Annotated in this window: 16 protein-coding genes; 12 read left to right on the top strand and 4 right to left on the bottom strand. The window is 68.6% G+C overall.

Going from position 1 to position 17,648, the window contains the following annotated elements:
* The first annotated feature begins 70 nt into the window (after positions 1 to 70).
* Positions 71 to 2,143 carry a transketolase gene (gene tkt, locus OHZ10_RS03000; protein WP_342703569.1) on the top strand — a complete coding sequence of 691 codons (2,073 nt, stop codon included), beginning with the start codon at positions 71 to 73 and terminating at the stop codon, positions 2,141 to 2,143.
* Between the two features lie 87 nt (positions 2,144 to 2,230).
* Positions 2,231 to 3,241, top strand: a complete 1,011-nt coding sequence (gene gap / locus OHZ10_RS03005) for a type I glyceraldehyde-3-phosphate dehydrogenase (protein WP_014898111.1) — start codon at positions 2,231 to 2,233, stop codon at positions 3,239 to 3,241.
* 76 nt (positions 3,242 to 3,317) lie between these two features.
* Here gap and OHZ10_RS03010 read toward each other — a convergent pair whose 3' ends face one another.
* Entirely contained in the window at positions 3,318 to 4,208 is an 891-nt protein-coding gene (locus tag OHZ10_RS03010; RefSeq protein WP_059236188.1) for a LysR family transcriptional regulator, read from the bottom strand.
* Positions 4,209 to 4,359: 151 nt separating this feature from the next.
* Between OHZ10_RS03010 and OHZ10_RS03015 the strand changes: the two genes are divergently transcribed.
* The 4 genes from OHZ10_RS03015 to OHZ10_RS03030 all read left to right on the top strand — a co-directional run bounded on the left by OHZ10_RS03015 (position 4,360) and on the right by OHZ10_RS03030 (position 8,828).
* Positions 4,360 to 5,133: an SDR family NAD(P)-dependent oxidoreductase gene (locus OHZ10_RS03015; protein WP_059236186.1), complete on the top strand. Its 774-nt coding sequence runs from the start codon at positions 4,360 to 4,362 to the stop codon at positions 5,131 to 5,133.
* A gap of 148 nt (positions 5,134 to 5,281) precedes the next feature.
* Entirely contained in the window at positions 5,282 to 6,730 is a 1,449-nt protein-coding gene (locus tag OHZ10_RS03020; RefSeq protein ID WP_059236185.1) for an MFS transporter, read from the top strand.
* Positions 6,731 to 6,799: 69 nt separating this feature from the next.
* A complete protein-coding gene (locus OHZ10_RS03025; protein WP_174993277.1) occupies positions 6,800 to 7,753 on the top strand; it encodes a 2-hydroxyacid dehydrogenase in 954 nt (317 codons plus the stop codon).
* A 10-nt stretch (positions 7,754 to 7,763) separates the two neighbouring features.
* Positions 7,764 to 8,828, top strand: a complete 1,065-nt coding sequence (locus tag OHZ10_RS03030; protein ID WP_342703572.1) for an L-idonate 5-dehydrogenase — start codon at positions 7,764 to 7,766, stop codon at positions 8,826 to 8,828.
* A gap of 104 nt (positions 8,829 to 8,932) precedes the next feature.
* Here OHZ10_RS03030 and OHZ10_RS03035 read toward each other — a convergent pair whose 3' ends face one another.
* Entirely contained in the window at positions 8,933 to 10,132 is a 1,200-nt protein-coding gene (locus OHZ10_RS03035) for an MFS transporter (RefSeq protein ID WP_174993276.1), read from the bottom strand.
* Positions 10,133 to 10,445: 313 nt separating this feature from the next.
* Between OHZ10_RS03035 and cynR the strand changes: the two genes are divergently transcribed.
* A complete protein-coding gene (gene cynR / locus OHZ10_RS03040) occupies positions 10,446 to 11,336 on the top strand; it encodes a transcriptional regulator CynR (RefSeq protein ID WP_059236177.1) in 891 nt (296 codons plus the stop codon).
* A 36-nt stretch (positions 11,337 to 11,372) separates the two neighbouring features.
* Here the strand turns inward: cynR and OHZ10_RS03045 are convergent, their stop codons facing one another.
* Positions 11,373 to 12,095 (bottom strand): FadR/GntR family transcriptional regulator, encoded by a 723-nt coding sequence (locus tag OHZ10_RS03045; RefSeq protein WP_174993275.1) that lies wholly within the window; start codon positions 12,093 to 12,095, stop codon positions 11,373 to 11,375.
* A 213-nt stretch (positions 12,096 to 12,308) separates the two neighbouring features.
* On the opposite strand from OHZ10_RS03045, the gene OHZ10_RS03050 reads away from it, so the two are divergent.
* The 3 genes from OHZ10_RS03050 to OHZ10_RS03060 all read left to right on the top strand — a co-directional run bounded on the left by OHZ10_RS03050 (position 12,309) and on the right by OHZ10_RS03060 (position 15,290).
* Complete coding sequence (locus tag OHZ10_RS03050; RefSeq protein ID WP_174993274.1) at positions 12,309 to 13,631, top strand: C4-dicarboxylate transporter DctA; 1,323 nt, start codon at positions 12,309 to 12,311, stop codon at positions 13,629 to 13,631.
* A gap of 103 nt (positions 13,632 to 13,734) precedes the next feature.
* Positions 13,735 to 14,742 carry an allantoicase gene (alc, locus tag OHZ10_RS03055; protein WP_342703576.1) on the top strand — a complete coding sequence of 336 codons (1,008 nt, stop codon included), beginning with the start codon at positions 13,735 to 13,737 and terminating at the stop codon, positions 14,740 to 14,742.
* 14 nt (positions 14,743 to 14,756) lie between these two features.
* A complete protein-coding gene (locus OHZ10_RS03060; RefSeq protein WP_174993273.1) occupies positions 14,757 to 15,290 on the top strand; it encodes an ureidoglycolate lyase in 534 nt (177 codons plus the stop codon).
* Positions 15,291 to 15,392: 102 nt separating this feature from the next.
* Here OHZ10_RS03060 and fur read toward each other — a convergent pair whose 3' ends face one another.
* Entirely contained in the window at positions 15,393 to 15,821 is a 429-nt protein-coding gene (gene fur / locus OHZ10_RS03065) for a ferric iron uptake transcriptional regulator (RefSeq protein WP_011350926.1), read from the bottom strand.
* A 141-nt stretch (positions 15,822 to 15,962) separates the two neighbouring features.
* On the opposite strand from fur, the gene OHZ10_RS03070 reads away from it, so the two are divergent.
* Positions 15,963 to 16,784: an outer membrane protein assembly factor BamE gene (locus OHZ10_RS03070; protein WP_342703581.1), complete on the top strand. Its 822-nt coding sequence runs from the start codon at positions 15,963 to 15,965 to the stop codon at positions 16,782 to 16,784.
* Between the two features lie 63 nt (positions 16,785 to 16,847).
* Positions 16,848 to 17,645: a 4-hydroxy-tetrahydrodipicolinate reductase gene (dapB, locus tag OHZ10_RS03075; protein WP_059236167.1), complete on the top strand. Its 798-nt coding sequence runs from the start codon at positions 16,848 to 16,850 to the stop codon at positions 17,643 to 17,645.
* Positions 17,646 to 17,648 lie beyond the last annotated feature (3 nt).

Consider the following 17,648-nt stretch of genomic DNA (forward strand, 5'->3'; position numbering starts at 1 on the left):
GGCTCCGTCCGCTTCGCGTCCGTCAGGCGCCGCACCGCGCGCCGGGAACGATTGACGCTCGAGCTTCCGGATGCCGCCGTGCCCCCGTTTCCTCGACTCGTTCTCCGGACTCGACATGACGACTTCGTCTCCCGCCTCCACCACTCTGATGGCCAACGCGATCCGTGCGCTCGCAATGGACGCCGTCCAGCAAGCGAACTCCGGCCACCCCGGCATGCCGATGGGCATGGCCGAAATCGGCGTCGCGCTCTGGTCGCGCCATCTGAAGCACAACCCGACGAACCCGCACTGGGCCGACCGTGACCGCTTCGTGCTGTCGAACGGCCATGGCTCGATGCTGCTGTACTCGCTGCTGCACCTGACCGGCTACGACTTGCCGATCGAGGAGCTGAAGAACTTCCGCCAGCTGCACTCGAAGACGCCGGGCCACCCGGAATACGGGATCACGCCGGGTGTCGAGACGACCACCGGCCCGCTCGGCCAGGGCCTCGCGAACGCGGTCGGCATGGCACTCGGCGAAGCGCTGATGGCCGACGAATTCAACCGTGACGGCGCGAAGATCGTCGATCACCACACGTACGTGTTCCTCGGCGACGGCTGCCTGATGGAAGGCATCTCGCACGAAGCCTGCTCGCTCGCGGGCACGCTGAAGCTGAACAAGCTGATCGCGCTGTACGACGACAACGGCATCTCGATCGACGGCGACGTCGTGAACTGGTTCCACGACGACACGCCGAAGCGCTTCGAAGCGTACGGCTGGAACGTGATCCCGCACGTGAACGGCCATGACGTCGACGCGGTCGACGCTGCCATCGCGAAGGCGAAGCTGTCGGACAAGCCGACGCTGATCTGCTGCAAGACGGTGATCGGCCAGGGCGCAGCCACGAAGGCCGGCGGCCACGACGTGCACGGCGCGGCGCTTGGCGCGGAAGAAATCGCGAAGACGCGCGAAGCGCTCGGCTGGAAGTGGGAGCCGTTCGTGATTCCGCAGGAAGTCTACGCGGCCTGGGATGCAAAGGAAGCCGGCAAGCGCGCTGAAACCGAATGGGACGCGACGTTCGCTGCATATCGCGCCAAGTTCCCGGCAGAAGCCGCCGAATTCGAGCGCCGGATGGCCAACCAGCTGCCGGCCGACTGGGCCGAGAAGGCTGCGGCGATCATCGCCGGCGCGAACGAGCGCGGCGAGACGGTGGCGACCCGCAAGGCGTCGCAGCAGGCGATCGAAGGCCTGGCTGCCGCACTGCCCGAACTGCTCGGCGGCTCGGCCGACCTGACCGGCTCGAACCTGACCAACTGGAAGGCGTCGAAGGCGGTTCGCGCGAATCCGGAAGGCCCGGGCGTCGCGCTGGGCAACCACATCAACTACGGCGTGCGCGAATTCGGCATGAGCGCCGCGATCAACGGCCTCGCGCTGCACGGCGGCCACAAGCCGTTCGGCGGCACGTTCCTGACGTTCTCCGACTACAGCCGCAACGCACTGCGCGTCGCCGCGCTGATGAAAGTGCCGTCGGTCTTCGTGTTCACGCACGATTCGATCGGCCTCGGCGAAGACGGCCCGACGCACCAGTCGATCGAGCACGTGTCGAGCCTGCGCCTGATCCCGAACCACGACGTATGGCGTCCGGCCGACACGGTCGAGACGGCCGTTGCCTGGACCCACGCGATCGCCGCAGACCGTCCGTCGAGCCTGATCTTCAGCCGCCAGAACCTCGCGTTCAACCCGCGTACCGATGCGCAGATCGCGAACATCGCGAAGGGCGGCTACGTGCTGAAGGACTGGGACGAAGAGATCGTCGCGCGCAAGATCATCCTGATCGCGACGGGCTCGGAAATCGAACTCGCGATGAAGGCCGTCGAGCCGCTCGCGCAGCAGGGCATCGCGGCCCGCGTCGTGTCGATGCCGTCGACCAACGTGTTCGACCGCCAGGACGCCGAATACCGCGAACGCGTGCTGCCGCACGGCGTGCGCCGCGTCGCGATCGAGGCGGGCGTGACGAGCTTCTGGCACAAGTACGTCGGCCTCGAAGGCGGCGTCGTCGGGATCGACACGTTCGGCGAATCGGCGCCGGCCGGCGTGCTGTTCAAGTACTTCGGCTTCACCGTCGAGCACGTCGTCGAGACCGCGAAGGCCGTACTGGCCTAAAAGCATTCGCGACGCGCGTCACCCCTCGCGCGCGTCGCACCGTGAAGCTGCACGAAACGAATTTTTTCAGCCATCAGGAGATAGACCATGACGATTCGCGTCGCAATCAACGGCTACGGCCGTATCGGCCGCAACACGCTGCGCGCGTTCTATGAAAACGGCAAGAAGCACGATCTCGAGATCGTCGCGATCAACGACCTGGGCGATGCGAAGACCAACGCGCACCTGACCCAGTACGACACCGCGCACGGCAAGTTCCCGGGCGAAGTGTCGGTCGACGGCGACTACCTCGTCGTGAACGGCGACAAGATCCGCGTGCTGGCGAACCGCAACCCGGCCGAACTGCCGTGGGGCGAGCTCGGCGTCGACGTCGTGATGGAATGCACGGGCTTCTTCACGACGAAGGAAAAGGCGAGCGCGCACCTGAAGGGCGGCGCGAAGAAAGTGATCATCTCGGCACCGGGCGGCAAGGACGTCGACGCGACGATCGTCTACGGCGTGAACCACAACGTGCTGAAGGCCGAGCACACCGTCATCTCGAACGCATCGTGCACGACGAACTGCCTCGCGCCGCTCGTCAAGCCGCTGAACGACAAGATCGGCCTCGAAACCGGCCTGATGACGACGATCCACGCGTACACGAACGACCAGGTGCTGACGGACGTCTATCACGAAGACCTGCGCCGCGCGCGTTCGGCTACGCACAGCCAGATCCCGACGAAGACGGGCGCGGCTTCGGCCGTCGGCCTCGTGCTGCCGGAACTGAACGGCAAGCTCGACGGTTACGCGATCCGCGTTCCGACGATCAACGTGTCGGTTGTCGACCTGTCGTTCATCGCGAAGCGCGACACGACGGTCGAGGAAGTCAACGCGATCATGAAGGAAGCATCGGAAGGCGCGCTGAAGGGCATCCTCGGCTACAACGACGCACCGCTGGTGTCGATCGACTTCAACCACAACCCGGCTTCGTCGACGTTCGACGCGACGCTGACCAAGGTGTCGGGCCGCCTCGTCAAGGTGTCGAGCTGGTACGACAACGAGTGGGGTTTCTCGAACCGCATGCTGGATACGGCTGTCGCATTCGCGAACGCGAAGTAATCCCGCACGTTGCGCGGCCGCCGCGAGGCGGTGCGCGCAGCGAACGAGCCCGGCCGGGTTTTCCGGCCGGGCTTTTTTATGGCCCCGATGCCGCCGTCACCTGCTCGAGCGCGGCGACGAACGCCCGCTTCAGCGGGCTGTCGAGGTCGGTCCACGCAAGGCCGATGCCGGTACGATGCCCGGCCAGGTCGAGCGGCCGCGCGAGCACGTTCGGCGGCAGCGCGCTGGCCGCTTCCGCCGGGATCAGCCCGATCCCCATCCCCGCCGCGACGAGCGCGAGCATCGTCGTGAATTCCCCGAACTCCTGCGCAATCTCGAGCGTCGTGCCCGCGCGGCTCAGCGCGAGCAGCATGTCGTCGTGAAAGCCCGGCGCGTAACGGCGCGCGAGCACGAACGCCGGCTGGCCGCGCAGCGCGGCCGGTGAAATCGCGTCGTGCGCGGCCAGCGGATGGTCGAGCGGCAGCGCGACGACGAACCCTTCCTCGAGCACCACGCGCGTGTCGATGCCCGCATACGCGGCCGGCAGCCGGATCATCCCGAAATCGATCCGCCGGTCGCGCAGCGCGGCGATCTGGTCGGGCGTCGGCATGTCCTTCAGTTCGAGCGTGATCAGCGGATAGCGCTCGCGCATCGTGCGCAGCACGGCCGGCAGCAGCGTGGGCAGCACCGACGACACGAACGCGATCCGCAGCGTGCCGATTTCGCCGCGGCTCGACAGCCGCGCCATCTGCTCCGCGCGCGCGGCCTGCTGCAGCGTGGCGCGTGCCTCGGGCAGGAACACGCGCCCCGTGTCGCTCAGTTCGACCTTGTGCCGGTCGCGCTCGAACAGGCGCGCACCCAGTTCTTCCTCGAGTGCCTTGATCTGCATGCTCAGCGCAGGCTGCACGATGAACAGGCGCTGCGCGGCGCGCCCGAAATGCAGTTCCTCCGCGAGCGTGACGAAGGCGCGCAATTGCTTGAGTTCCATGGTCGGCGGGCACCCGTGGGCGGTAATCAGATTTCATGATAACCGGATCAAAAACAACCATTGGCGCGATGCCCGGCGGCGAGCCGAAGATAGCGTCAACGCGAGACCGGCCGCGACGGGCCGCCGGCTCGACTGGCACGAGGAGACCTCCATGACCCACGCGCTTGACCGGTTCCGCCTCGACGGCCGCCGCGCACTGATTACCGGTTCCGGACGCGGGATCGGGCTGACGCTCGCCCGCGGGCTCGCCGAAGCCGGCGCCGCGATCGTCATCAACGATCGCAATGAGGAGAAGGCCGCGACGCTCGCGCGCCACTTCCGCGAGGAAGGTTTTGCTGCCGACCATGCCGTGTTCGACGTCACCGAGCATGCGCAGGTGCGCGCGGCGATCGACGATGTCGAGACGCGCATCGGCGCGATCGACATCCTCGTGAACAACGCCGGCATCCAGCGCCGCGCGCCGCTCGACACCTTCGAACCGGACGACTGGCAGGCACTGATGCGCGTGAACCTCGACGGCGTGTTCAACGTCGCGCAGGCCGTCGCGCGGCACATGATCGCGCGCGGCCGCGGGAAGATCATCAACATCTGCTCGGTGCAGAGCGAGCTCGCACGGCCGACGATCGCGCCGTATGCGGCGACCAAGGGCGCGGTGCGGATGCTGACGAAAGGGATGTGCGCCGACTGGGCGCGCCACGGCATCCAGGCGAACGGCCTCGCGCCCGGCTATTTCGAAACCGAACTGAATCGGGCGCTGGTCGATGACGCGGCGTTCTCGGACTGGCTGTGCAAGCGTACGCCGGCCGGCCGCTGGGGGCGCGTCGACGAGCTGTGCGGCGCGGCGATCTTCCTCGCGTCGGCCGCATCCGATTTCGTGAACGGCCAGACGCTGTTCGTCGACGGCGGCCTGACCAGCGCCGTCTGAGCGGCGGCGCTTGCGCCGTGTGCGCAGCGCCGTTGCGCCGGCTCGCGCCGGCATCCGAATTCCCAAAAGAGCCCGCCATACGAGCGGGCCGATGTCCCGGCGCATCGCGCCGGGTTCCGGAACGGAAGGCAGGAGACAGGAGACAACGATGGATCGCATTTCCCCGCCGCCCGCGCGGCACGATGCAGGGTCCGGCACGCCGGCCGACACCGTCGAGCGCCGCGGCGTCGACACGAAGCAGCTCAACCGCGCGGCATGGACGTGCTCGCTTGGCAGCGCGCTCGAATACTACGATTTCGCGCTGTACACGCTTGCGTCGGCGCTGGTGTTCGGGCCGCTGTTCTTTCCCGCGCAGACCGCCGAGATGCGGCTGATCGCGAGCTTCGGCACCTATTTCGTCGGCTTCGCGGTGCGCCCGCTCGGCGGCGTCGTGTTCGGCGTGCTCGGCGACCGGATCGGCCGCAAGTTCGTGTTGACCGCGACGGTGCTGCTGATGGGCATCGCGAGCACGCTGATCGGCGTGCTGCCGACCTTCGCGACGGCCGGCTACTGGGCGCCCGCGCTGCTGATCCTGCTGCGCATCCTGCAGGGGCTCGGTGCCGGCGCGGAGCAGGCCGGCGCCGCGGTGCTGATGACCGAATACGCGCCGCCGGGCAAGCGCGGCTTCTATGCGTCGCTGCCGTTTCTCGGCATCCAGCTCGGCACGGTGCTCGCGGCCGCCGTCTATTTCCTGTTGCTCGCGAACATCGACCGCGTGACCGACGGCTGGGGCTGGCGCGTGCCGTTCCTGTTCAGCGCGGCGATCGTCGCAGTCGGGATCTACATGCGCGTGCGGCTGCACGAGTCGCCGACCTTCGTGCGGCTCGAGAAGCGTGCGCAGGTCTCCGCGAATCCGCTGAAGAGCGCCGTCCGGCATTCGAAACGCTCGCTCCTGATCGGCATCGGCCTGCGGATGGCCGAGAACGGCGGCTCGTCGATCTACCAGGCGCTCGCGGTCAGCTATCTCGCCGGCGTGATCGGGATGAAAGGGCCGATCGGCGCGCTCGCGCTGGTGTGCGCGGCAACCGTCGGCGCGGGCACGGTGCCGCTGGCCGGCTGGCTGAGCGACCGCTTCGGCCGCGTGCGCGTGTATCGCACGTTCGCATGGCTGCAGCTCGCGCTCGCGTTCCCGGTGTGGTGGATCTTCAGCCACGGCAACGTGGTCGCGAGCGTGATCGCGATCTCGGTCGCGCAAGGCTTTGCGAACTGGGGGATGCTCGGCGCGCAGGCCGCGCTGCTGCCCGAACTGTTCGGCGCGCGCCATCGCTACATGGGCGTGTCGTTCTCGCGTGAAGTGTCGGCCGTGCTGGCGGGCGGGATCGCGCCGCTCGTCGGCGCCACGATCATCGCGACCGTGATCGCGCTGCACGGCGGCGACCACGCGGCCGGCGTGCGCGCCTGGGTGCCGATCGCCGCGTACCTGGTGCTGCTGACGCTGATCACGCTGTTCACGACGTCGCGGATGCCCGAAACGCTGAACCGCGATCTCGACGATCCGCTCGACGCGGCGCAGGCCGCACCGGCGCCGGACGCCGATGCGCTCGCCCGGCACGCATGAACGCGCCGGGCGGCTGATGCGGCCCGGCATGCATTCGCATTCCACTCATTTCGACAGGAGCAAGCGCAGATGGCGCACGAATCGACCCAGCGGCCCGACCTGCTGATGACGGGCCCTTACCAGCCGTGGGACGACGCATGGCTGGCCGGCTATGACGTCCACCGGTTGTGGGAAGCCGCCGACCGCGCGGCGTTCCTCTCGGAACACGGCGCCGGCGTGCGCGCGATCGCGACCCGCGGCGATCTCGGCGCGAATGCCGAACTGATCGCCGCGCTGCCGAAGCTCGAGATCATTGCATGCTATGGCGTCGGCACCGACGCGATCGATCTCGCCGCTGCGCGCGAGCGCGGCATTCGCGTGACGAACACGCCCGACGTGCTGACCGGCGACGTTGCCGACCTCGGCGTCGGGCTCGCGCTCGCGATGCTGCGCCGGATCGGCGCCGGCGATGCGTACGTGCGTTCCGGCGCGTGGCGCGACGGCGATATGCCGCTCGTCACGCGGCTCTACGGCAAACGGGTCGGCGTGGTCGGGTTCGGCCGGATCGGTGCGACCATCGCGCGCCGGCTGTCCGGTTTCGACGTCGAACTCGGCTACTTCGACGTCGCACCGCGCGCGGACAGCCCGCACCGTTTCTTCGGCGATCTCGCCGGGCTGGCCGGCTGGTGCGACCTGCTGATCGTCACGCTCGCGGGCGGGCCGGCGACGCGTCACCTCGTCGGCGCGGCCGTGCTCGACGCACTCGGGCCGCAAGGCTATCTCGTGAACGTGTCGCGCGGCACGACCGTCGACGAACCGGCGCTGCTCGACGCGCTCGAACGCAACGCGATCGCCGGCGCCGCGCTCGACGTGTTCTGGAACGAACCGCGCATCGACCCGCGTTTCCTCGCGTTGCCGAACGTGCTGCTGCAGCCGCACCATGCGAGCGGGACGATCGAGACGCGCCAGGCGATGGGCTGGCTCGTGCGCGACAACCTCGCCGCGCACTTCGCCGGCGAGCCGCTGCTCACGCCGGTCGTTTGAGGAGGCTGTCATGCGTATGCGTTGCATGTGTGTCGTGATCCACGGGCCGAACGACCTGCGGGTCGAGGAACAGGACGCGGGCGAGATCGGTCCGGGCCAGGTGCGCGTCGCCGTCGCGATGGGCGGCATCTGCGGCTCCGACCTGCATTACTTCCGGCATGGCGGCTTCGGCGCGATACGGTTGCAGCAGCCGATGGTGCTCGGCCACGAGGTGGCCGGCACGGTCGCGGAAGTCGCGCCGGACGTGACGTCGGTGAAGGTCGGCGACCGCGTCGCGGTCAATCCGAGCCGCCCGTGCGGTGCGTGCCGCTATTGCCTCGAAGGCTTGCCGAACCAGTGTCTCGACATGCGCTTCTACGGCAGCGCGATGCGGATGCCGCACGTGCAGGGCGCGTTCCGCAACGCGCTCGTGTGCGACGCGGTGCAGTGCGTGAAGGTCGCCGAGCACGTGCCGCTGTCGCTCGCGGCGCTCGCCGAGCCGTTCGCGGTCGGGCTGCATGCGGTGTCGCGCGCGGGCCCGCTGATCGGCAAGCGCGTGCTCGTGTCCGGCTGCGGGCCGATCGGCGTGCTCGCGGTCGCGGCGGCGCGTGTGCACGGGGCGGCGGAGATCGTCGCGACCGACGTCGTCGAGGCGCCGCTGGCAGTCGCGAGCGCGCTCGGCGCCGACCGCACGGTCAATGCGGCGGCCGATGCCGGCTGGGTCGAGCGTTACGCCGCCGACAAGGGCACGTTCGACGTGATGATCGAGTGTTCGGGCAATGCGCGTGCGCTGCGCGACGGGCTGGACGTGATGCGGCCGCGCGGCGTCGTCGTGCAGCTTGGGCTCGGTGGCGACGTCAGCCTGCCGCAGAATGTCGTGGTCGCGAAGGAGTTGTCGATCTGCGGATCGTTCCGCTTTCACGCGGAATTCGCGCTTGCGGTGCAGTTGATCAATGCGGGGCGCGTCGACCTGCGGCCGGCCGTCACGCGCGTGTTCCCGGTGCGCGACGCGAATCTCGCATTCGAGCTGGCCGGCGACCGGCAGCGCGCGATGAAGGTGCTGATCGATTTCGCGGACGCGAACGCGGCCGCGTGACGGTCCGGCGCTAGCGCGCGACGGGATCGACGTCGTCAAAAAGGCACGCCCGCGATTCGCGCGGCGTGCCTTTTTTCGTCGTGCTGCGGAACCGGACTACCGCATCACTGCGTGACCTGCCGCGTGCCGACGCGCTGCGATGCGAGCCACAGCGCGATCAGCACGCCCGACAGCGCCGCACCGGCGATGCATACGCCGCGCCAGCCGTCGATGCCGTACGCGACGCTTGCCGCGAACGACCCGAGCGCGCCGCCGATGAAATAGCTCGTCAGGTAGATCGTCGTCACGCGGCTGCGCGCGTTGCCGGCGAGCGCATAGATCACGCTCTGGTTCGAGATGTGCATGCCTTGCACGCCGACGTCGAGCAGCAGGATGCCCGCGATCAGCGCGGCGAGCGAGTGCGCGCCGGTTGCGATCAGCGCGAACGACGCGAGCACGGCCGCCGCGAACAGCCCGGTCGCCGCATTGCCGTGGCCGCGATCGACGAGCCGGCCGGCCGACGTTGCCGCGAGCGCACCCACTGCGCCGACGACGCCGAACAGGCCGATCTGCCCTTCGGAATAGCTGTAAGGCGGCTGGCTCAGCAGGAACGTGAGGCCCGTCCACAGCAGGCTGAAGCACGCGAACACGAGCGCGCCGTAGGTCGAGCGCAGCGCGATCAGCGGTTGCGCACGCACCAGCGCGACGAGCGACTTCATCAGTGCCGCATAGTCGAGGCGTGCGTCGCGGCGATCCTTCGGCAGCTTCACGGCGAGCACGGCGGTCAGTGCGAGCACCATCACCGCGGCGATGCCGTACACCGCGCGCCAGCCGAACCCGTCGGCGATCGCGCCGGCCGCGACGCGCGCGAGCAGGATGCCGAGCAACAGGCCGCTCATCACGGTGCCGACCGCGCGGCCGCGCGAGCGTGCATCGGCGAGCGATGCCGCGAACGGCACGAGCAGCTGCGTCGAGCAGGTGACGAAGCCGACCGCGATGTTCGCGACGACGAACATCGTGAAGTTCGTGCTGAAGGTGACCGCGACCAGCGCGACGACGTTGAGCATCAGCAGCCGCACGATCAGCGTATGGCGGTTGACCGCGTCGCCGAGCGGGACGATCAGCAGCAGGCTCGCCGCATAACCGAGCTGCGTCAGCGTGACGAGATAGCCGAGTTCGGTCGGCGCGCGGCCGAAGCTGCGCGCGATCGCGGCGAGCAGCGGCTGCGCATAGTAGATGTTGCCGATGACGATGCCGCACGCGCAGGCGAACAGCAGCGTCATGCCGCGGGTCAGGGGAGGGTGGTTGTCGTGATGCGGTTCCATGGTCGCGAAAAACAGCGGCGCCGGCCGGCGGCACGGGGCCGTCGGTTGCGCGGGGTGACGGAAATCGGGGCCGGCGTCAACGGATCGGCGGTGAACCGATGCGCGCCGGGCGGATCGCGGCCGGGCCCCGTTCGGGCGGGCGGCGGATCGCCGTGCGGCGGGCGGAGGCAGGGCGGGCCCGGGCGGGCCGCTCCGGTGCGGGAGGCAGGTGCGATACACCGGAGCGGATGTGCGTATGATGCGGGAATCGTCCCATAGCGTCCAAGACTGGATCGTTATGGTATCCATTGGTGAAACCAATACGTCGGCCGCGATGCTTCTCCGCCACATCCGCTATTTCCTGGCCGTCGCCGAGCAGCGCAGTTTCACGCGCGCGGCCGACGCGCTGCACGTGTCGCAGCCGACGCTGTCGCAGCAGGTGCGCCAGCTCGAGGAAACGCTCGGCGTGCAGTTGTTCGACCGCTCGGGCCGCACGGTGCAGCTCACCGAATTCGGCGAGGTCTATGCGCGCCATGCACGCGCCGCGCTGCACGAGCTTGAGACGGGGCAGCGCGCGCTGCACGACGTCGCCGATCTCGGCAGCGGGTCGCTGCGGCTCGCGATGATGCCGACCTTCGCGGCCTACCTGAGCGGCTCGCTGATCGATGCGTTCCATGCCGATTACCCGAACGTCGCGCTGACGATCGACGCGATGCCGCAGGCGCGCATCGAGGCGCTGCTCGCCGACGACCGGCTCGACGCGGGTTTCGCATTCATGCCGCCGCGCGCGCCGGACATCGACGCGCTGCCGCTGTGGGACGAGCCGCTTGCGCTCGTGACGGGCCGCACGCACCGGCTCGCGCGGCGCCGCCGCGCACTGAGCCCGGCGGAGCTGGGTGGCGAGCCGCTGGTGCTGCTGAGCCGCGCATTCGCGACGCGCGAGAGCATCGACCGGTATTTCATCGAGCATGGCGCACAGCCGGAGATCGCGATCGAGACGAATACGATCAGCGCGGTGCTGGCGCTCGTGCGATGCGGCCGGCTCGCGACGGTGCTGCCCGACGCGATCGCACGCGAGAGCGGCGACCTGTGCGCGCTGGAGATCGATCCGCCGCTGCCGACGCGCACGGCCGCGCTGCTCACGCGCAAGGGCGCTTACCGCAGCGTCGCGGCGCGCGCGTTCATCGAGCGCGCGCTGGCGTATCGCGATCCGTCGGGCGGGTGACCGGTACGACCGGGTGGCGGCCGGGCGCCGGGCGCGTTATGCGCGCGGCGTCGGGAAGAAGATGCCCGCGCGCTGCGCGGCGTTCGCGATGTGCGTTTCGATCGCGGTGCCTGCGGCGGCCGCGTCGCGCGCGATCAGCGCATCGACGATCGCGCGATGCTCGTGCCACGTCGACAGCAGCAGCTCGCGCCGGTAGAACGGCATGCGCTGGCTTTCCTTCATGATGTCCGCGCTGCTGCGCAGCACCGATTCGATCGCCGCGTTGCCGGCCAGATGGATGATCCGCATGTGGAAGTCGAAGTCGAGCTGCGACGCTTCGTCGATTGCGTTTTCGGTCAGGGCGACGTGCAGGGCGGCGAGGTTGTCCTCGAACCACGCGATGTCCGTGTCGCTGACGACATGCGCGGCCATCCGCGCGGCGAACCCCTCGAGCGCATAACGCATCTGGTACGTATCGGGCGGCGACGACTGCTCGGCGAATTGCCACGGATGCGCGGCCGACGCCTGCGCGCTTTCGACGTACACGCCCTTGCCCGCCCGGATGCGCAGCATCCCGAGCGCTTCGAGCGTCGACAGCGCCTCGCGCAGCGACGCGCGGCTGATCTCCAGCTCCTCGGAGAGCTGGCGCTGGGCCGGCAGCAGGCTGCCGACCGGATAGACGCCTGCCTCGATCCGGTCTCGGATCGTCGCGATGGCGGCGTCGGTCACGGTATGCGGAACGCTTTTCATGATGTGAACTTTGGCCGGTCTGACCGGCATTGTAATCCGCACGCAGGCGGTGCATGACTGCCCTACGGGAAAGCCACGATCCGCCCCTTTCCAGTGCACCGGAACCGGGCGCGCAGGGGGCGGGAAATCCCTATTTCGTCCGTCCTTGACGCCACTATATCGGCTTCCTACTATCCACCATAACATCACTGGTCTTACCAGTATGAACAGACGAAACTGCAACCGTTGGATCGGGAGAGCGCCGTGTCGAAATTCCTCAATTCGCTGTTTGGCCGGGTAGTCGTCGCATTGATCCTGGGGGTCGCGCTCGGCGCGTTCTTCCCGCATTTCGCCGAGTCGTTGCGACCGCTTGGCGACGGCTTCCTGAAGCTCATCAAGATGGTCATCGGCCCGATCGTGTTCTGCGTCGTGGTCAGCGGGATGGCCAATGCGGGCGACCTGAAGAAGGTCGGCCGGGTCGGCCTGAAAGCCGTCATCTACTTCGAGGTCATGACGACGCTCGCGCTCGGCATCGGGCTCGTGCTCGCGTGGCTCACGCGCCCGGGCGTCGGGATGAACATCGACCTGCGCTCGCTCGACGCAGCGTCGCTCGCGTCGTACGCGAAGAACGCCGAAAGCCTGAAGGACACGGCCGGCTACCTGATGAAGATCATCCCCGAGACCGCGATCGACGCGTTCGCGAAGGGCGACATCCTGCAGATCCTCGTGTTCGCGGTGCTGTTCGGCTCGGCGCTGTCGCTGCTCGGCGACAAGGCGCAGCGCGTCAACGCGCTGGTCGAGGAACTGTCGCACGTGTTCTTCCGGATCATCGGCTTCATCATCAAGCTCGCGCCGCTCGGCGTGCTCGGCGCGATCGCGTTCACGACCGGCAAGTACGGCGTCGCGTCGCTCAAGCAGCTCGGCTACCTCGTCGCGGTGTTCTACCTGAGCTGTTTCGTGTTCGTCACGGTCGTGCTCGGCACGGTGATGCGGCTCGCGGGCTTCTCGGTGTTCAAGCTGATCCGCTACCTGCGCGAGGAACTGTCGATCGTGCTCGGCACGGCGTCGTCGGACGCGGTGCTGCCGCAGGTGATGAGCAAGCTCGAATACATGGGCATCAAGGATTCGACGGTCGGCCTCGTGATCCCGACCGGCTATTCGTTCAATCTCGACGGCTTCTCGATCTACCTGACGCTCGCGGTGCTGTTCATCGCGCAGGCCACCAACACGCCGCTGTCGACGCACGACCTGATCGTCGTGCTGCTCGTGTCGCTCGTCACGTCGAAGGGCGCGCACGGCATTCCGGGTTCGGCGATCGTGATCCTCGCGGCGACGCTGTCGGCGATCCCCGCGATTCCGGTGCTCGGCCTCGTGCTGATCCTGCCGGTCGACTGGTTCGTCGGCATCGCCCGCGCGCTGACCAACCTGATCGGCAACTGCGTCGCGACGGTCGTCGTCGCGGTGTGGGAGAACGACATCGACCGCGCCCGTGCGAAGCGCGTGCTGAACCGCGAGCTGCGCTACGTGCCGGCCGACGAGGCAGGCAATGCGGCGCCGGTCGCCGGCGACCAGGCCCACGCGCTCTGAGCGCGGCCCCGCGCGTATCGGCTTCCCCGGCCGTTTCGCGCGATCGAATTTCCTGCGGCCGGCCCGACGATGCGCCGGCCCCTCACAAGATAGTGGAGACGACATGGCAGCCCCCATCCTCGATCCGAACGCGCCGGCCTTCACGCGGCGTTACATGAACCTCGCCGACCCGCGCCTCGGTGCGCATGCGCTCTTTGCCAGCGACGAATTCTTCGCGCCGAAGGAGCGCATGCTGAATCCCGAGCCGGCCGTGTTCATCCCCGGCAAGTACGACGACCACGGCAAGTGGATGGACGGCTGGGAAACGCGCCGCAAGCGCACGACCGGCCACGATTTCTGCGTGGTGCGTCTCGCGCGGCCGGGCGTGATCTACGGCGTCGATCTCGATACGAGCCACTTCACCGGCAACTTCCCGCCGGCCGCGTCGATCGAGGCGTGCGCCGTCGACGGCGACACGCCGCCCGACGACGCCGAATGGCGCCCGATCGTCCCCGCGACGACGCTGCAGGGCAATGCGCATCACTACGTGAGCGTCGACGACGCGCAGCCGGTCACGCACCTGCGCGTGAACCTGTATCCGGACGGCGGGCTCGCACGGTTGCGCGTGTACGGCCAGCCGCAGCGCGACTGGCGCCGCGTGCCGGCCGGCGAACTTGTCGATCTCGCGGCGATCGAGAACGGCGGCTATCTGGTGGCCGCGAACAACCAGCACTTCGGGCCGGCATCGCAGATGCTGATGCCGGGGCGCGGTGCGAACATGGGCGACGGCTGGGAAACGCGGCGCCGCCGCGAGCCCGGCAACGACTGGGCGATCGTCGCGCTCGCGCGGCCGGGCATCATCCGGCGCGTCGAGGTCGACACGGCGTTCTTCAAGGGCAATTTCCCCGACCGCTGCTCGCTGCAGGCCGCGCACGTCACGGGCGGCACCGACGATTCGCTGGTCACGCAGGCGATGTTCTGGGCCGAACTGCTCGGCGAGCAGAAGTTGCAGATGGATCATGTGCACACGTTCGACTCGCTCGCGGCACACGGCCCCGTCACGCACGTGCGTTTCAACATCTTCCCCGACGGCGGCGTGTCGCGCCTGCGTCTGTGGGGCGAGCCGGCCTGAAGGAGGGCAACGTCATGACCGGATCCCGCATCCTGCGCGTCGAGCGCCTGACCCGCGACGCGTTCGCGCCGTTCGGCGACGTGATCGCGCTCGAAGGCGCACGGCATTTCCCGATCAACGGCGGCACGACCGAGCGCTTTCACGATCTCGCGACGATCGACGTGTGTGCGGACGGCGGCCGGCCGCTCGTCAGCGTGTTTCGCGCACAGCCTCGCGCGCTGCCGGTCGCGGTCACGCTGATGGAGCGCCATCCGCACGGCAGCCAGGCGTTCATCCCGCTCGCGGCCGTGGCGCGCTACGCGATCGTCGTCGCGCCGGCCGGCGACTTCCGGCCCGACGCGATGCGCGCGTTCCTCGCCGAAGGCTGGCAGGGCGTGAATTATGCAAAGGGTGTCTGGCACCATCCGCTGCTCGCGCTCGACGCGGTCAGCGACTTCGTGATCGTCGATCGCGGCGGGCCGCAGCCGAACTGCGACGAGATCCCGCTCGACGGCGCATGGGCGCTCGAATTCGAGCCGGCCTGCGCGAGCGTCGAAGGGCATTCGTAAGCCTTCCGGCGGCCCGCGCGCCGCGCGACGCGATCCGGAAAAGAACACGGCCCGGGCGGCGAGATGCCGGCCGGGCCGTGCTGCGTGCGCGGGTGGCGCGAATCAGTGCTTGCGGTGCGGGCAGTTCTCGGTCGTGCACGAACCGTACATCGCGAGCGAGTGCTCCTGGAGCCGGAAGCCGCGCTCCTTCGCGATCGCCTGCTGGCGGCCTTCGATCTCGGCGTCGAAGAATTCCTCGACACGGCCGCAATCGAGGCACACGAGGTGGTCGTGGTGCGAGCCTTCGTTCAGCTCGAACACGGCCTTGCCGGATTCGAAGTTGCTGCGCGTGAGCAGGCCGGCCTGCTCGAACTGCGTGAGCACGCGATAGACGGTGGCGAGCCCGATGTCGAGCTGCTCGTTGAGCAGGTTCCGGTAGACGTCTTCAGCCGTCAGGTGGCGCACGGGGCTCTGCTGGAAGATCTCGAGAATCTTGAGGCGCGGTAGGGTGGCCTTTAGCCCGATATTCTTGAGATCCGTCGGATTGGTCATGGCTAGGCATCCCTAGAGTACAATGCAGGGCTTCAATGTTACCGGCTTTTCGCCGTTCCAGAAACACGCGCGACCTGTACGCGGGTCAGCACGGTGAAGGAAATGATCCCAGAATCGCTTTCGCACTTTCAGAGGAGTCGCATGCGGAGTGCCATCATCGCTGCCGCCGCCGTCGTCGCGCTGGCGGGTTGTTCGTCGTACGACAGCGTGACGCAGCGCATTGCGCAGAGCATCACGCCCTATCGGATCACCGTCGTGCAGGGCAACTTCGTGTCGCAGGAGAAAGCCGCGCAGTTGCAGGCCGGCATGACGCGCGAGCAAGTCCGCGCACTGCTCGGCACGCCGCTGCTCGCGGACATGTTCCACGCGGATCGCTGGGATTACCTCTTCTACTTCAAGCGCGGCTCGACGTCGATCGTCCAGCAGCGTGACCTCGTGGTGACCTTCTCGGGTGACCGTCTCGCGGGCTGGACCGGCGCCGACAACCTGCCGTCCGAGCTCGACCTGCTGGCCGACATCGACGGCGACCGCGGCGGCAAGAAGGCGAAGGCTGCCGAGGCGGCGAAGAAGGCGAGGGCCGCTTCCGAGGCCGCCGCCGCGAGCGCTGCGCAAGTGGCGAACGCACCGGCGCCGGAAGCCGTCGCCAGCCCGGCCGCCGCGCCGGCGTCCGGCGCAGCGGTCGACCAGGACGCGAACGCACAGGCTGCCCGCGCGGCGAACCGCGCGACCAACCAGGTGTCGGGGCAGGGTTCGGCTTCCCGTCGCTTCACGCCGTCCGCGCAGGCTTCGGGCGGCGCGCCGGTGCCGGGCGGCCAGCCGCCGGGCGCCGCGCCGGCGATCCAGCCGCAGTTCCAGTTCCATCGTCCGCCGCAGCCGAACGTGTCGAACGAGGCGTCGCCGCCCGTCGGCCCGCAAGGCTCGGACAACCTGCAGAACCAGCCGCTCACCGCACCGGCGCAGTAAGCCCGGCTTGCGGAACCAGGGCGGCTCGGGCCGCCCGCCTTTAGACCTGTCGTGTAGAAAGCCATGAAGATTGCGATTGCCGGCGCATCGGGCCGAATGGGCCGGATGCTGATCGAAGCCGTTCTCAACGAACCCGACGCGCAGCTCGTCGGCGCGCTCGACCGCGCCGATTCGCCGTTCCTCGGCCAGGACGCCGGTGCGTTCCTCGGCAAGGAAACCGGGATCAAGCTGACCGACGACCTCGACGCCGTGTTCGCGCAGGCCGACACCCTGATCGATTTCACGCGTCCGGAAGGCACGATGGCCCACATCGAGGCCGCACTGCGCCACGACGTGAAGCTCGTGATCGGCACGACCGGCTTCACCGCCGAGCAGAAAGCCGGGCTGCAGGCTGCTGCGGCCAAGATCGGCATCGTGTTCGCGGCGAACATGAGCGTCGGCGTGAACGTCACGCTGAAGCTGCTCGAATTCGCGGCGAAGCATTTCTCGCACGGCTACGACATCGAGATCATCGAGGCGCATCACCGCCACAAGGTCGATGCGCCGTCGGGCACCGCGCTGATGATGGGCGAAGCCGTCGCCGGCGCGCTCGGCCGCTCGCTCGACGCGTGCGCGGTCTACGGCCGTCACGGCGTGACGGGCGAGCGCGATCCGTCGTCGATCGGCTTTGCGGCCGTGCGCGGCGGCGATATCGTCGGCGACCACACCGTGCTGTTCGCCGGGATCGGCGAGCGCATCGAGATCACGCACAAGTCGTCGAGCCGCGTGTCGTACGCGCAAGGCGCGCTGCGCGCGGTCCGCTTCCTGTCGGCGCGTGGCGCCGGCCTGTTCGACATGCAGGACGTGCTCGGCCTGCGCTGACCC

The organism is Burkholderia arboris, assembly GCF_038723655.1.
In the GTDB taxonomy this organism is placed as follows: Bacteria; Pseudomonadota; Gammaproteobacteria; order Burkholderiales; family Burkholderiaceae; genus Burkholderia; species Burkholderia arboris.

What these genes read in the sequence shown, in the direction of transcription:
- OHZ10_RS03015 (WP_059236186.1), top strand. Translation starts at nt 4,360, where the DNA reads ATGACCCACGCGCTTGACCGGTTCCGCCTCGACGGCCGCCGCGCACTG.
- OHZ10_RS03045 (WP_174993275.1), bottom strand. Translation starts at nt 12,095, where the DNA reads ATGCCGGTCAGACCGGCCAAAGTTCACATCATGAAAAGCGTTCCGCAT.
- OHZ10_RS03025 (WP_174993277.1), top strand. Translation starts at nt 6,800, where the DNA reads ATGGCGCACGAATCGACCCAGCGGCCCGACCTGCTGATGACGGGCCCT.
- OHZ10_RS03030 (WP_342703572.1), top strand. Translation starts at nt 7,764, where the DNA reads ATGCGTATGCGTTGCATGTGTGTCGTGATCCACGGGCCGAACGACCTG.
- tkt (WP_342703569.1), top strand. Translation starts at nt 71, where the DNA reads ATGCCGCCGTGCCCCCGTTTCCTCGACTCGTTCTCCGGACTCGACATG.
- OHZ10_RS03060 (WP_174993273.1), top strand. Translation starts at nt 14,757, where the DNA reads ATGACCGGATCCCGCATCCTGCGCGTCGAGCGCCTGACCCGCGACGCG.
- gap (WP_014898111.1), top strand. Translation starts at nt 2,231, where the DNA reads ATGACGATTCGCGTCGCAATCAACGGCTACGGCCGTATCGGCCGCAAC.
- alc (WP_342703576.1), top strand. Translation starts at nt 13,735, where the DNA reads ATGGCAGCCCCCATCCTCGATCCGAACGCGCCGGCCTTCACGCGGCGT.
- OHZ10_RS03035 (WP_174993276.1), bottom strand. Translation starts at nt 10,132, where the DNA reads ATGGAACCGCATCACGACAACCACCCTCCCCTGACCCGCGGCATGACG.
- fur (WP_011350926.1), bottom strand. Translation starts at nt 15,821, where the DNA reads ATGACCAATCCGACGGATCTCAAGAATATCGGGCTAAAGGCCACCCTA.
- cynR (WP_059236177.1), top strand. Translation starts at nt 10,446, where the DNA reads ATGCTTCTCCGCCACATCCGCTATTTCCTGGCCGTCGCCGAGCAGCGC.
- OHZ10_RS03070 (WP_342703581.1), top strand. Translation starts at nt 15,963, where the DNA reads ATGCGGAGTGCCATCATCGCTGCCGCCGCCGTCGTCGCGCTGGCGGGT.
- OHZ10_RS03020 (WP_059236185.1), top strand. Translation starts at nt 5,282, where the DNA reads ATGGATCGCATTTCCCCGCCGCCCGCGCGGCACGATGCAGGGTCCGGC.
- OHZ10_RS03010 (WP_059236188.1), bottom strand. Translation starts at nt 4,208, where the DNA reads ATGGAACTCAAGCAATTGCGCGCCTTCGTCACGCTCGCGGAGGAACTG.
- dapB (WP_059236167.1), top strand. Translation starts at nt 16,848, where the DNA reads ATGAAGATTGCGATTGCCGGCGCATCGGGCCGAATGGGCCGGATGCTG.